Annotated in this window: 12 protein-coding genes and 2 pseudogenes; 7 read left to right on the top strand and 7 right to left on the bottom strand. The window is 63.8% G+C overall.

Going from position 1 to position 13,220, the window contains the following annotated elements; all coding sequences use genetic code 11:
• Positions 1 to 206: hypothetical protein (locus tag ON44_RS50300; protein WP_218007603.1), on the top strand; the 206-nt coding region annotated here is incomplete at its 5' end.
• A gap of 213 nt (positions 207 to 419) precedes the next feature.
• Here ON44_RS50300 and ON44_RS18245 read toward each other — a convergent pair.
• Positions 420 to 926 carry a nuclear transport factor 2 family protein gene (locus ON44_RS18245; RefSeq protein ID WP_245567217.1) on the bottom strand — a complete coding sequence of 169 codons (507 nt, stop codon included), beginning with the start codon at positions 924 to 926 and terminating at the stop codon, positions 420 to 422.
• Positions 927 to 1,329: 403 nt separating this feature from the next.
• On the opposite strand from ON44_RS18245, the gene ON44_RS18240 reads away from it, so the two are divergent.
• Positions 1,330 to 2,568, top strand: a complete 1,239-nt coding sequence (locus ON44_RS18240) for an NAD(P)/FAD-dependent oxidoreductase (RefSeq protein WP_040691625.1) — start codon at positions 1,330 to 1,332, stop codon at positions 2,566 to 2,568.
• A 583-nt stretch (positions 2,569 to 3,151) separates the two neighbouring features.
• Here ON44_RS18240 and ON44_RS18235 read toward each other — a convergent pair.
• Positions 3,152 to 4,309, bottom strand: coding sequence for an acyl-CoA dehydrogenase family protein (locus ON44_RS18235; RefSeq protein WP_040691572.1), 1,158 nt, complete (start codon positions 4,307 to 4,309; stop codon positions 3,152 to 3,154).
• Between the two features lie 156 nt (positions 4,310 to 4,465).
• Between ON44_RS18235 and ON44_RS18230 the strand changes: the two genes are divergently transcribed.
• From ON44_RS18230 to ON44_RS54040, 4 genes and pseudogenes are all read left to right on the top strand, one after another.
• On the top strand, positions 4,466 to 5,344 hold the full coding sequence (locus tag ON44_RS18230) for an HpcH/HpaI aldolase/citrate lyase family protein (RefSeq protein ID WP_040691569.1): 879 nt from the start codon (positions 4,466 to 4,468) through the stop codon (positions 5,342 to 5,344).
• A pseudogene (locus ON44_RS18225) lies at positions 5,341 to 6,327 on the top strand (hotdog family protein). Before ON44_RS18230 ends, ON44_RS18225 begins: the two are co-directional and overlap by 4 nt.
• 56 nt (positions 6,328 to 6,383) lie before the next feature.
• The gene (locus tag ON44_RS46885) at positions 6,384 to 6,623 is read left to right on the top strand and encodes a hypothetical protein (protein WP_051182162.1); all 240 of its coding nucleotides are present in this window, start codon (positions 6,384 to 6,386) and stop codon (positions 6,621 to 6,623) included.
• A pseudogene (locus tag ON44_RS54040) lies at positions 6,529 to 6,837 on the top strand (CoA transferase); the annotation flags it as partial. The gene ON44_RS46885 and the pseudogene ON44_RS54040, both read left to right, overlap by 95 nt.
• A gap of 201 nt (positions 6,838 to 7,038) precedes the next feature.
• On the opposite strand, the gene ON44_RS18215 reads toward ON44_RS54040, so the two are convergent.
• From ON44_RS18215 to ON44_RS18205, 3 genes are read right to left on the bottom strand one after another with little or no spacing between them, the layout of a single operon-like run.
• A complete protein-coding gene (locus ON44_RS18215; protein ID WP_040691567.1) occupies positions 7,039 to 8,187 on the bottom strand; it encodes an acyl-CoA dehydrogenase family protein in 1,149 nt (382 codons plus the stop codon).
• Position 8,188: 1 nt separating this feature from the next.
• A complete protein-coding gene (locus tag ON44_RS18210) occupies positions 8,189 to 9,340 on the bottom strand; it encodes an acetyl-CoA C-acetyltransferase (protein ID WP_040691564.1) in 1,152 nt (383 codons plus the stop codon).
• Between the two features lie 41 nt (positions 9,341 to 9,381).
• The gene (locus ON44_RS18205) at positions 9,382 to 10,044 is read right to left on the bottom strand and encodes a TetR/AcrR family transcriptional regulator (protein ID WP_051182160.1); all 663 of its coding nucleotides are present in this window, start codon (positions 10,042 to 10,044) and stop codon (positions 9,382 to 9,384) included.
• Positions 10,045 to 10,119: 75 nt separating this feature from the next.
• Here ON44_RS18205 and ON44_RS18200 point away from each other — a divergent pair, with 75 nt between their 5' ends.
• Positions 10,120 to 10,311 carry a ferredoxin gene (locus ON44_RS18200; RefSeq protein ID WP_040691562.1) on the top strand — a complete coding sequence of 64 codons (192 nt, stop codon included), beginning with the start codon at positions 10,120 to 10,122 and terminating at the stop codon, positions 10,309 to 10,311.
• Between the two features lie 12 nt (positions 10,312 to 10,323).
• Here ON44_RS18200 and ON44_RS18195 read toward each other — a convergent pair whose 3' ends face one another.
• The gene (locus ON44_RS18195; protein WP_040691558.1) at positions 10,324 to 11,040 is read right to left on the bottom strand and encodes a TetR/AcrR family transcriptional regulator; all 717 of its coding nucleotides are present in this window, start codon (positions 11,038 to 11,040) and stop codon (positions 10,324 to 10,326) included.
• Between the two features lie 393 nt (positions 11,041 to 11,433).
• Entirely contained in the window at positions 11,434 to 13,005 is a 1,572-nt protein-coding gene (locus ON44_RS18190; protein WP_373283176.1) for an IS1182 family transposase, read from the bottom strand.
• Positions 13,006 to 13,220 lie beyond the last annotated feature (215 nt).

Genomic DNA, 13,220 nt, shown 5'->3' with positions numbered 1-13,220 from the left:
CTTCGCTATGCGGCTGGTCAGCTGATCACGTGGAACTGGTGGCGGCATCGCCCAACGAGGTCGAACGCTGGTTCGGCCTGCTCACCGACCAGAAACTCCGTTGGCAGCGTCCACAAAAGCGTTGCCGCACTGAAGAAGTCGATCCGCGACTGGATCGCGGCCTGGAACGAGGGCTCGAAACCGTTTGTCTAGACCAAGACCGCTGACGAGATCCTGGAACGCCTCGCCTCATATTTGCAACGAATTCCTGGTGCAGGACCACTAGTTGAGATTGGATATTCCTGGAGAGTTCATCGGCGAAGCAGTTGGCGACGAAGCGAAACGACAAAGTCCGCCGGAGTGCGGTGGCGGATGATGGCTGGAATGCCAGCTCTGGACCATGCTGCGGCTATCGTGTACCGCACTCTCGCGGGCCAGCCTCAGCCGATTGGAATCGATGCCTGGTTCAAGACGGTGCACAGGTCCCAGAAGTCGCGGTGGGTCGTGAGGCGTCCGTCAGGGTTGTAGGTGCATGCCGCGATACCAGGAACGCTGAAGTGGGTTCCGGTGGCGTCGACAAGCTTGCCCGAACGGAGTCGCAGGGCGCCGGCGAAGGTTCCGCTCCAGATCCATTCGGAATAGAGCCTGCCGTCTGCTGCGTAGGTGTCGCCGAATATGATGGCCGAGTCGGGGGCGAACTCCAGCATGTAGCGGTGGAACTTGCCGATGCCCTTGTGTCCTTCATACGTCGAGCCCATAGCAACGTCGGTGTAGGTCCCGTCGATAGCGAAGAACTGCAGTAGTGCTTCAGGATCTGCCGTCCAGGCGTGCGAGTAGGTTTCGGCGAATCTCGCGTCCGTTGGATGAGGTGTTGTCATGGCGACCTTTCTTGTGTTCCTGTTGCTCGTGGGAAAGCTCCATGCCTCGAGCTCATGGGCGGGGACCATCTCTAGGTGCTAGCACCCGCGGGGGTTATCTAATTTATTCTAGATTATAGATGCTGGTTGATGGAACGCCTGTGCGGCGATGAACTAGCCTGGATCGGCGCCGAGGTATCCCCTTCGGACTGCTGAAGTCGGCCGAGGGGTCCCGGTCGATACCTGCGCCATGAAACCGTGCACGTCATGCATCGCGGGGTTGAATATCACCCGCTGCCGATGCGGCCGGCGATTAACGAAGCGGATGGGTCTGCCGTCGGAGTGCTCGCCGGCCTCGCGGACCCCACACGCGCCGGCCCGCCGCCAGGGGGTGGTCGGTGGTTGAGTAGCCCGTCTCCGTCGGCGCGATACGCGGTTGACGTCGATCGCCAGTTAATTTAATATATATTCAATTCATGTGGAGGTGAGTGAGTTGTCCCAGGAGAATCTCGTAGTTGTTGGAGCATCCCTCGCCGGTTTGCGGGCGGTGGAAGCCGCCCGCAAAGCGGGCTTTACCGGCGGCATCACGCTCATCGGGGCCGAAGACCATCTTCCGTATGACCGACCGCCACTGTCCAAGGCGTACTTGGAGCAACTGCCGAATGGGGCGGGTCCTGCCTCGACAACCTTCCGTACCGAAGAGATCCTGCGTGACGAGCTCGGAGTCGAACTTATACTCGGCACGCCGGCAACCGGTTTGGACACCGAAGGACAACGGGTGCTGGTCGGTGACCACACCATCGCATACGACGCGCTTGTGATCGCAACAGGTGCCCACGCCCGCATGCTGCCCGATTCGGCGGGGCTGAGCGGCGTTTACACCCTGCGGACCCTCGATGATGCGATCGCGATCCGGCAGGCTCTGGAAGCCGGCGCGCGCACGGTCGTCGTCGGCGCCGGTTTCATCGGTTCGGAGGTAGCTGCGGGTGCGCGCAAGCGCGGGCTCGATGTCACCATTCTCGAGGCACTGCCCACGCCCTTGGTCCGGGCCGTAGGCGAGCGCATGGGTGCGGCCTGCGCCGCTCTGCATGAACGGAATGGCACCCCGCTGCGCTGCGGTGTCGGTGTGCAAGGTCTGGAAGGAGATGGCCGCGTCGAGCGTGTGTTGCTGACCGACGGCACCTCGGTCGAAGCCGACCTCGTGGTAGTCGGTATCGGAACGATTCCCACGACTGGCTGGCTCGAGGGCTCCGGGCTGCGGCTGGACAATGGCGTGGTGTGCGATGCGACGTTGTGGACCGGCGTCGGCCGGGTCTACGCCGCGGGTGACGTCGCACGCTGGCACAATCCCCTGTTCGACCGGCTGATGCGACTGGAGCACTGGACCAGCGCAGCCGAACAGGGCGCACTCGCCGCGAAAAATGCATTGAACCCCGAAGCTGCCACGTCCTATCAAACCGTGCCGTACTTCTGGTCCGACTGGTACGACAGCCGAATTCAGTTCGTCGGCGTGCCGACCGCGGATGAAATCGAGGTCGTGGAAGGGGATCCGGACGTCGACGAGCGCTGGGTAGCGCTGTATCGCGAGGGCGATCGGCTAGCCGGCGCGCTCACTCTCAACGGCCAGAACGTCATCATGAAGTATCGGGGCTTGCTCATGAGGAAAGCGAGCTGGGGCGAGGCCCTCGCCTTCGCTGCCGCCCGCCGGACCGACGTGGTTTCGAGTTCGTGATCGGCATCAGGTGCCGTGTGATCTGAGCGCGCCGGGCGCCCGCTGACAGGTTAGAGGCCATCGGATGCGCAGGCGGACACCCGGTAGCGACTCGTATCGCTAGAACGTCAGCAACTCCTCCGTGTCGAGATTCGCTTCGACTGCGTGGCGGAGGAGATTCGGCTCGATATCTACAGGAGCTCAACGCGTTGCCGGACAGTCCGATCGTCGGCCAGATTCCTGTGGACGTGCGCGAACTGAACCAGGCGTCGATGCGGAATGCGCTAGCTTCCATCTTCGCGCGATGGCACACACCGAGATGGTCGATGCCGCTTGCCCGGTTGCAGCGATCTACCGTGGCGGCCGAAGGTTTTCACAAGGCGATGCCGCGTCGCGGTTCCGCCGTTCACGGTGCTGCTCGCTGGCCTGCAGATGGCGCTGCTGGTCGGTCTCGGCGAGTACGCCCGCCCCGCGCGCTCGATCTTGATCGGGCGACCGAACCGGTTGTGTCGCACGGGACTACGGCGTAGATCGTATCGGAACGAGACGGGCCGGTGTGGGCGCCCTGGGGCGTCCACACCGGCCCTTTCAACTTTGCGCGACTCTACCGAGTGAGGCTGCCGCGGGCAATGAGCTGCGAGGTGATGACGTTGCGCTGGATCTCGTTCGTGCCCTCGCCAACGATCATGAGAGGTGCGTCGCGGAAGTATCGTTCGACGTCGTACTCGGTCGAATAGCCGTAGCCGCCATGAATGCGCACCGCGTTGAGCGCGATTTCCATGGCTACTTCGGAGGCGTAGAACTTGGCCATGCCCGCTTCCATGTCGCAGCGCTCGCCCGCGTCGAATTTGCGTGCGGCGTGCAGGACCAGCTGCCGTGCGGCGGTGAGCTTGGTAGCCATCTCGGCCAGATAGGTGCCGATGGCCTGGTGCTGCCAGATCGGGACGCCGAAGCTCTCGCGCTGCTGGGCGTAGGCGAAGGCGTCGTCGAATGCGGCCTGGGCGACGCCGAGGGCGCGTGCGGCTACCTGGATGCGGCCGGTTTCCAGGCCCTTCATCATCTGGCCGAATCCTTTGCCCTCGACTCCGCCGAGAACAGCGTCCACGGGCGCGCGGTAGTCGTCGAAGAGCAGTTCACAGCTCTCGACGCCCTTGTAACCGAGCTTGGGCAGATCACGCGAAACCGTCAGGCCGGGGCCGTGTTCGACGAGCAGGATGCTGATGCCGCGGTGGCGTGGGGCGGCGGCCGGATCGGTCTTGCAGAGCAGCGCGATCAACTGCGACCTGCGCGCGTTGCTGATCCACGTCTTCGCGCCATTGATCGTGTAGTCGTCCGCGTCGCGCTTGGCGATGGTGGTCATGGCCTGCAGATCGGAGCCGCCGCTGGGTTCGGTGAGCGCCATGGTGGCCCGGATCTCGCCGGTGGCCATCTTCGGCAGGTATCGCTGCTTCTGTTCTTCGGTGCCGAAGGTGAGGATGAGCTTGGAGACGACCGTGTGGCCGCCCATCGCTCCGGCCAGGCTCATCCAGCCGCGGGCCAGCTCCTCGGTGACCCCGACGTAGCACGGCATCGAAACCGGTGCTTCGCCGTAGGGTTCCGGGATGGCCAGGCCGTAGATGCCGAGCTGCTTCATCTGCTCGATCAGTTTTTCTGGGTATTCGTTGGCGTGTTCGAGGTCATGAGCGACGGGTCGGACCTCCCGGTCGACCCATTCGCGCACTGTCGCCACTACCTGCTGTTCCTCGGCGGACAGCTCGCTCATGACTCCGCCTCGCTGGCGCTCGGCTCCGTCACGAGCGAGCACTCGCCTGTGTCTATTGGTTCGCACGCAAGCTCGCTCACTGTTGACTCCTCGCTAGGCTTCGATAACTATCGATATACTTTAACATAGATTAAAAACAGTGAAAGGTGGTTGTTGATGACGGCACGTCCACCGCGGAGGTCGGTCCTCTGCGTACCGGGTGGCGACGAACACAAGATCAGAAAGGCACTGGCTTCCGGTGCGGATCAGGTGGTCATCGATCTCGAGGATGCGGTGCCGGCCGCGGATAAAGATCGTGCGCGGGCGATGCTGGGCGCGATGGCATGGGGTGACTTCGTCGTGCGGCCGGCGATCGCGGTGCGTGTCAACGCACCTCGGACCCGCTGGTGCCACCTCGATATCGACGCGGTTGTCCGGTCCGAGATCCCGGCGAGCAGTATCGTGCTGCCCAAGGTCGAGTCGCCGGGGGACCTGGAGTTCGCCGATCGCCTGCTCGACGGGATCGAGGCCGGTTGCGGTGCTACCGATCGGCTCGCGATGGAAGCGCTCATCGAAACCGCTGATGGACTGAGCCGGATCGAACAGATTGCCTCGGCCGCACCGCGACTGTCGACGCTGATCACGGGATACGCGGACCTCGCCGCGTCGCTGGGCAGATTCGCGGAGCTGGACCCGGCGCTCTGGATTGCGGTGCAGGACAGGGTGATTGCCGCGGCGCGCACCAATCGCCTGGACGCGGTCGACGGCCCGTATCTCGGCGTCGCGGCCGACGATGGGTTCGGGAAGACAGTGAGTCATGCCGCACGGGTCGGTTTCGACGCCAAGTGGGCAATTCATCCCCGGCAGATCGACACGATAAATCTCGCGTTCGAGCCGTCCAGCGAACAGGTGCAGTACGCGCGGCGTGTAGTCGACGCGCTGGCCGTTGCCCACGACAGCGGTCGCGGGGCCGTGGAACTGGATGGCCAGATGATCGACGAGGCGGTCGCGGTGGCCGCACGCAGGACTCTGGCGAAGATCGGAGTTGCACTGTGAACGCGGAAGGACCGTACTTCGGAGAGCTCGAGCCCGGTCAGATAGTCGACAGCGCACCCCGGTCACGTTGTCGGATGGCCTTGCAGCCGTGCATCAGTGGATAGTCGGCGATCGCCTCCGTCTCCCGCTCGACCATGGCCTGTCGGCGGCCGTGACCGGTACGGCCGGCCTGGCGCACCCGGCACTGGTGTGGGACATAGCGATCGGCCAATCCACGGTGACCACCCACCACGTCATAGCCAACTTGTTCTATCGAGGACTGGTCTTCCGGCGCATGCCGCACCTGGGGGGCACCCTCACCACCACGACGACGGTCGAAGGGCTGCGACAGAATCGGCGCGGTCCCGATCGGGCGCCGACGGGGCTGGTCGCCTTGCGAATTCGCACCGTTGATCAGCACGTCCGTGACGTCCTCGACTTCTGGCGGTGCGTCATGTTGCCCCTGCGTGCGGATCACGACACCGGCCACGCGGACGACCTGGACGGAATCGGCACCGGAGCGGATCTGAATTGGATTGCAGCGGTACAGGATTGGGATGTGAAGGTCCTATCGTCGGCGTCGGGTTCACCTCGCCCGGCCCTCGTGGCCGGACAGCAGGTGGAGGTGATCGGCGGCGACGTCGTCGATGCGGCCCCACAGTTCGCCCCGGATCAGGCTCAATATCGCCAGAGTGCATCATGACGAACATGCGGCCGGTGGGTGTCGGCTGGTATATGGCGGCCACACCATCGGAATCGCATTGTCGCAGGCATCCCGGGCATTCCCGAACCTCGCGACCGTGGTGGTGTGGTACGGGTGCGACCACGTCGGTCCGGTTCACGAAGGGGACACCCTACACAGCGTCGTCACCATGGACGGCGTTGCCGCGGCCGGCACCGACGCTCATCTGTCACACCTTCGATCGGAGGTCTTCGCGGGCGACGGGATCGCCGATCGCGGACGGCCAGTTCTGGATTGGCGCTACGTAGCCCTTTTCGCGTGACTGTTTCCGTAGTACATCCATTCGAGAGCGGCGGGGCTCTCGCCGGAGTCCAGCTCATGAGATCCGGCGAGGAGGTATCGGCCGCACCGGGCACGGTTGAGGACCTCATGCTGCGCCGTCTTGCAGCCCATCTGCTGACCGGAATCCACGCCTTCGTCAACGCAGGGGCCTGGAACGATCGGGGAAACACCAACATGCTCGATGGCGGCGCGCCGTTCTACGTCACGTATGAAACCGCTGATGGCCGTCACATGGCGGTCGGCGCGATCGAACCAAGTTCTACGCCGAGTTACTGACCCGACTGGGCATCGACGAAGACCCCGCCCGGAACACGATCGCAGCGCGTGGCCGACCATTCGGGCCAAGATCGCCACGGCATTCGCGACGCGGACCATGACACGGTGGTGTGAAATTTTCGAAGAATCCGATGCGTGTGTTGCTCCCGTCGTCAGCCTGCGCGAAGCTGCGACACATCCCCGCATCGAAGCGCGTGGCACGATCGTCGATCACGGAATCGGCTCCGGCACCGCGATTTTCGCTGTCGCGGACCGCGCTGGGGACCCGCCGCCGTCGCCCGGTGAGCACACCGGGGGTTGTTCTGAACGAGTGGGGAATCGTGGACGCGGACAGTTTGATCGAGCGTGGCGTGGCTGGTTGACTCGGGAACACGAGCGGCCCCGTACCTCGGCGAGGTACGGGGCCGCTCGGAAATCAGCGAACGAGTGCCCGTCCGATGAGTTCCTTCATGATCTCGGTGGTTCCACCGTAGATGGTTTGGATCCGAGTATCGGTGAAGGCTTTGGCAACCGGGTATTCGGTCATGTAACCGTATCCGCCGTGCAACTGCAGGCAGCGGTCGATCACTCTCTTCTGGAGCTCGCTGATGTACCACTTGCCCTTGGCTGCATCGATCGGATCGAGTTCGCCGGTGTTGTATGCCAGCACCGATTTGTCGAAGTAGGCCTCCGCGATATCAACCTCGGTCTGCATCTCGGCCAGCTCGAACCGAATGTGCTGGAAATCAGCGATCAACTGACCGAACGCCCGCCGCTGCTTACAGTACTCGATGGTCTGATCGAGAATGGCGCGCGTCGTTCCCATGGCCTTCGCCGAGAGCCCGAGACGTTCGCGCGGCAGATGACTCATCAGGTACTGCAGGCCCTTTCCCTCCTCGCCGAGCAGATTCGTATGCGGGACACGAGCATTGACAAAGAACAGCTCGGCGGTGTCCTGACCGTGCAGTCCGATCTTGTCGAGTTTGCGTCCGTGCTCGAAACCGGGCGTGCCACGTTCGACCACGAACAGACTGAATCCGCGCGAACCCGCCTCGGGATCGGTCCGAGCCGCGAGCACTACCACATCGGCCATGATGCCGCTGGAGATGAAAGTCTTCTGCCCGTTGATGATCCAGGAGTCACCCTCGCGCACCGCGCCGGTACGGATGCCGCGCAAGTCACTACCCGCGCCCGGCTCGGTCATGGCTAGTGCGCCGATGATCTCGCCCGTGGCGAAACCGGGCAGCCACCGCTGTTTCTGCTCGTCGTTGGTGAGATCGAGGAGATAGTGCAGAACAAGGTCGTCCTGCAGGCTGATCGTGGTGTTGAACGATAGCGCGCCGATGCGCGATACCTCCTCGCAGACGACCGCGCGATAGCGATAGTCGTGCACGCCGGAACCACCGTATTCTTCACCGATCTCAAGTCCGTACAAGCCGGCTGCCGCGGCCTTCTTGTAGACCTCGCGGTCGATCCAGCGGTCCTCGTCCCACTTGTCTTTGTAGGGTGCGACCTCGCGCTCGAGGAAGGCACGCACGGTCTCGCGGTATGTCTCATGGTCTGCCGCATACAGGGCCCGGCGCATGTCAGAGCCTTTCTATGATGGTGACGTTGGCCTGGCCACCGCCCTCGCACATGGTCTGCAGCCCGTAGCGGCCCCCGGTGCGCTCGAGTTCGTGCAGCAGTGTGGTCATCAGACGTGCACCGGTGCATCCGATCGGATGCCCGAGGGCGATCGCGCCGCCGTTGGGGTTCACGACGGCGGGGTCGGCGCCGATCTCGGCGATCCAGGCGAGGACAACCGGCGCGAACGCTTCATTGATCTCCACAACGTCGATGTCATCGATGGAGAGCCCTGCTCGTTTGAGAGCGTGCTGGGTGGCGGGAATCGGGGCGCTGAGCATCATCACCGGATCCGCGCCACGCACCGACATGTGGTGAATGCGCGCACGCGGTCGGAACCCGTAGCGCTCGATCGCAGCCTCCGACGCGACCAGCAATGCCGCCGCACCATCGGAGATCTGGCTGGCGACCGCCGCGGTGAGACGTCCGCCTTCGACGAGCGTCTTCAAGGTTGCCATCTTCTCGCGGGAGGTGTCTGCGCGCGGCCCCTCATCGACTGAAACACCCGCGAATTCGGTGATCTCACGCGTGAAATGGCCCTCCGCGATGGCATGCAGCGCGCGGCGGTGACTTTCGAACGCAAAGGCCTCCATGGCCTCCCGGCTCAGATCCCAGCGCTCGGCCATCATCTCCGCGCCACGGAACTGAGAGATCTTCTCACTGCCGTACCGGGCCTGCCAACCCGCACAACCGGTCCACGGATCGATTGCGCCGTAGGGTTCACCGGCCTGGAATGCACTCAGGATGGGGAACTGGCTCATCTTCTGCACACCGCCGGCCACGATCAGGTCGCTCGTACCGCTCATCACCGCCTGCGCCGCGAAATGCACAGCCTGCTGCGCGGATCCGCACTGGCGGTCGATGGTGACACCCGGAACCGACTCCGGCAGGCCCGCAGCCAACGCCGCCGTGCGGGCAATGTCGCCTGCCTGCGAACCGATGTTGTCGAGACAGCCGAGGATCACGTCATCGAGATCGGCAGGATCGAAGTCGTGGCGGCCGACCACGGTTTTGATGGTGTGCGCGGCCATGTCCGCTGGATGCGGCTGGACGAAGCCGCCGCCCCGCCTGCCTACCGCCGTGCGAACGGCATCGATGATGTACGCCTCGGGCATGGATTCTCCTATAGTGCGACTATTGATTAATTGAATATAAACTAAAATTTTTGCACTGTCGAACAGTCTCGCTCGTCAGGGTGGGCGGCTGGCGGTGGGCGGCCGACCTGGCTCGAGGCGAGGCTGTTGCGCACGATCGACTGTGCGGTAGCGATCAGTGTGTCGAGCGAATCGTGTTCCGGATTCCACCACTCCGCCGTCCAGTTGAGCGCGCCGATGACGAGCATGCGGGCAATCCCGATGTCGAGTCCCGGGCGCAGCTGTCCGGACGCGGCGAGCCGTTCCAGCAGGTTGCGCCAAATCGCGTGGTATGCCGCGCTTTCCAAGCGAAGCGACTCGGCGATTTGCGGGGGCAGCTGACCGGCATTGCGGGTTACCGCGGAGGCGAAGTCGGACAGCTCCAGTTCTATACGCAGGTGGGCTTCCACGGCAGCCTCGATCAGCTCGATCACCGGAGTCCCCGGTGGAGCCGAGGTGACCGCGTCGTGGACGTGCTTGCGTACTCGGCGCTGCCCCTCCCGCATCACCTCGGCGACCAGGTCGTTTCGCGATGTGAAGTAGTAGTAGACGGCAGGTGTGCGCAGCTGCGCATGGGCCGCGATGTCGGCCAGGCGGGTCCCTGCGACGCCCCGCCGGCTGAGAATGTGCGCGGCTGCGGCGAGGATGCGTTCTCGGGTGGCATTCATTGGAGATGTGGTGGTCATCGGCTCCCCGTCTATTGACCGAGGGTGGAATCTAATTTATCTTTGATTCAAAACATGGTAGCAAAGGAGACAGGCATGAGGGTCGTCGTCGATCGCAGCAAATGCACGGGCCTGGGCATCTGCGAGTCGCTCGCACCGAAGTTCTTCGAAATCGATGACAACGGCGAACTCGTCCAGCTCGAGGAGGCCATCACCGACCGTGAACTAGCCGCTGTGGAGGAGGCGGTACAGGGGTGCCCGACCGAGGCACTCCGGATCGTGCGCTGACGCGCTCGAGGCTCAGGCGGATTCGGCCTTGGCGGTTGTCTTCCGTGGTGCCCGTCGGCGCCGCGGCGGTGATGCGGATTCGCCGGACGCCTCGGCTGTCGCGATTCCGGCGCGAATCAGCGATTGCGCTGTGCGGATAACGGTTTCCAGCGATCCCCGCCGGGGCGTCCACCACTCCGCGGCCCAGTTCAACGAACCCATGATGAGCATCTGAGTGACGTGCAGGTCCAGATCGCTGCGGATCTGTCCTTCGGCGGCGGCGTCCTTGATCAGCTTGCGCCAGGTCGTGCCGTAGTTCGCCTCTTCTGCGAGCTGACGAGCGCGCAGATGCTCGGGAACTTGGCCGCTGTTGCGGATTGCCGCGGTGGCGTAGTCGGACATTTCCAATTCGTGGCGCAGGTGAGCATCAATGGCGATCATGATGCGGTCGATGGGCGAGACGTCACCGGGGATCTCGTCCAGAACGCCTTGCAGGTGTTTGACCATCTCGGCGATCCCGCTCCACATGACCTCCTCGATGAGCTCCTCACGCGAGGGGAAGTAGTAGTAGATAGCGGGAGCCTGGAGTTCGGCGTACTCGGCGACATCGCTGAGTCGCGTCCCCGAGTAACCCTTCACGCTCAGCACATGGGCAGCAGCATCCAGAATGCGCTGACGAGTCCTGGCCGACTTGGACTCCGGCGAGTGATCCTCGTCCGCCGCCTGCTGCACCTTTGGTTTTCTAGCCACGCTTCAACTATAGGCCAGTTCTGTCGGGGACTTTTCGGTGACACACCGCACGTCGAGGTGAGTAATCGTCATGTCCCGGGGATTCTTTGAATCTATGTTATACGACGGTAGGTCGACCTTCTTCGAGGCCCGGACGCACTGCCGCTGCTTCGACGTCACCGCCAACGCCCGGCGGCCGTGCGGCGAGGCGAAGTTTGCCAGTGTGCTGTTTGCGGTCAAGACCGGGCGCTAGGAGACTGCTGAATAAGGGCTTGGTTGGTGGGTGTCCGCGCGAAGCGCGGGCACCCGCTTCGGTCCTTGGTGGACTTGGACTTGGGGTGTGGGGTTGGGCACGTCGGGCTTGTTGTGGGCGGTGTCGGCTGGTTGTGGGTGTCGGTTGGTGGGGTGGCCCGGTCAGGCGATGGCCCAGGTGTCGTCGATGCGGTCGAGTCCGAGGTTGAGCAGTCGGCGCAGGTTCAGTGCGGCCATGCGGGTGTGTAGCCATTGGTTGTTGGCGGGTATGCCTCGGTAGCGCAGTTTCCGGCAGCGTCCTTTCGGGCCGATAAGCCAGGAGATGGACCGTTCGACCATGGGCCGGTGGCGGCGGTAGGTGGTGACGAGGTCGGTGTTCTCGCGCCAGTCGTGGCGGGCTTGCCGCAGGTGGGCGTCGTGTTCGTGCAGGTTGAGGGTGCGGCCGTCTGTTCTGGTGGTGCATCGTTGGCGTAGTGGGCAGCCGCGGCAGGCGGCCCCGAAAACAACCTTGTGTTTCGAGGTGATCGGGCGGGTGACCCCGCCCGGGCAGGTCGCGGTGCGGTCGTGGTGGTTGAGGGTGAAGGCATCGAGGGTGAACCCGCCAGGGACCGCTGGGCGCAGCGGGAAGGGTTTGATGATCGCGGTGTGGCCTTGACCGGCTAGTTCGGCGCGCATGTCGCCGGTGCCGTATGCGCTGTCGCCCAACACATCTCGGTGCCCGTCTTCGCCATCGAGTAGGTCCAGGCCGATAACGGATTCGTGGTTGTCGTTGCCGTTGCCTTTGGCGAGGCGACCGCCGGTGAACAGTCCGGTGTCGGGTTCGGCCGCGAGGTGGGCCTTGTAACCGTCCTGTCGTTTGTGGACGGTTTTGTGGATGTGGCGGGCGTCGGGATCGACGACCGAGATCACCCGGTCGGTGGCGACCTTGCGGGCGATGCGCCACCGGCCGTCGGTGCCATCGGAGTCCTCGGCGGGTTCGACGTCCTGGCCGGCGATCAACGCCAGCAACGCCAACGCCTGAGACGCTTTATCTCGGATATCTTCATCGAATTCGTTGTCTGCCAACGTGTTCACGACCGCGGTCGCGTCGTTGACCAGCGCCGAGACCAACACCTGCCGGGCCGCGTCGTCGTCCCAGGCGATCGCGGGTTTGCCGGGATCGTCGTAGTCGTGAGCACGGCACTGCGCCGCGATGACCGCCGCCGCGCCCGGCACCTCGCGCCGCACCCGCCGGATCGCCGCGATCAATTGGGTGACCGTGTCCTGGGTGGCGACCGCATCGTCGAGGACTACCGAATCCAACGCCCGACGCGTCTTACCTTGCAGCACACCAGTTTCGGTGACAACGGTGCGGACAGCGTCGAAGATCCTGTTCGGGTTGTTCGACTTCGCCAACCGGCGCCGCCAATAGGTCAGCGTGGACGGATCGAACCCTTCATCGTCCAACGCCAACCCACAAGCCACCTTCCACCGCAGATCACACCGCAACGCCTGCACCGTTTCCCGATCCGACAGATCCTGCAACGCCTGCAACACCATCACCGACGCCGCCACCTCACACGGCAGACTCGGACGCCCCGTCCGGGACGGGAACAAATCCTCGAACATCTCCGCAGGGAACACCTCACGCCGATGCTCAGCCAGGAACGCGAACACACTGCCCGCCGGAACCAAATGCCCAACCAGCGCAGCAGCATCCATCAACTGCGGATCCGAACCACCCTCACCCTGCACCCCACCATCCTCGTTGACCCAGCCCTGCGGGCCGGGTCAACACACCGAGTTATTCAGCAGTCTCCTAGTGCCTCGTCCAATTAGCTTCTGCGTATGGCGCCATCGTGTCGAGCGCAGTCGAATTGCGGTGTCGGACGGTGTGGCGAGCCGCCTTTCGACTACGCTCGGCGCGCGGCCGGGCCTGATAGCGAAGCAACGTATCTGGACGGGCACTA

The sequence above is a fragment of the Nocardia vinacea NBRC 16497 genome (genome assembly GCF_000308835.1).
GTDB lineage: Bacteria > Actinomycetota > Actinomycetes > Mycobacteriales > Mycobacteriaceae > Nocardia > Nocardia vinacea.
Note: the sequence above shows the minus strand (reverse complement) of the source record. Positions and strands in the feature narration are given on the sequence as shown.

Excerpts from the sequence above, each read along its gene's own strand:
- ON44_RS18245 (WP_245567217.1), bottom strand. The coding sequence starts at position 926 with ATGGTCCCCGCCCATGAGCTCGAGGCATGGAGCTTTCCCACGAGCAAC.
- ON44_RS18235 (WP_040691572.1), bottom strand. The coding sequence starts at position 4,309 with ATGAGCGAGCTGTCCGCCGAGGAACAGCAGGTAGTGGCGACAGTGCGC.
- ON44_RS18230 (WP_040691569.1), top strand. The coding sequence starts at position 4,466 with ATGACGGCACGTCCACCGCGGAGGTCGGTCCTCTGCGTACCGGGTGGC.
- ON44_RS46885 (WP_051182162.1), top strand. The coding sequence starts at position 6,384 with ATGAGATCCGGCGAGGAGGTATCGGCCGCACCGGGCACGGTTGAGGAC.
- ON44_RS18215 (WP_040691567.1), bottom strand. The coding sequence starts at position 8,187 with ATGCGCCGGGCCCTGTATGCGGCAGACCATGAGACATACCGCGAGACC.
- ON44_RS18210 (WP_040691564.1), bottom strand. The coding sequence starts at position 9,340 with ATGCCCGAGGCGTACATCATCGATGCCGTTCGCACGGCGGTAGGCAGG.
- ON44_RS18205 (WP_051182160.1), bottom strand. The coding sequence starts at position 10,044 with ATGACCACCACATCTCCAATGAATGCCACCCGAGAACGCATCCTCGCC.
- ON44_RS18200 (WP_040691562.1), top strand. The coding sequence starts at position 10,120 with ATGAGGGTCGTCGTCGATCGCAGCAAATGCACGGGCCTGGGCATCTGC.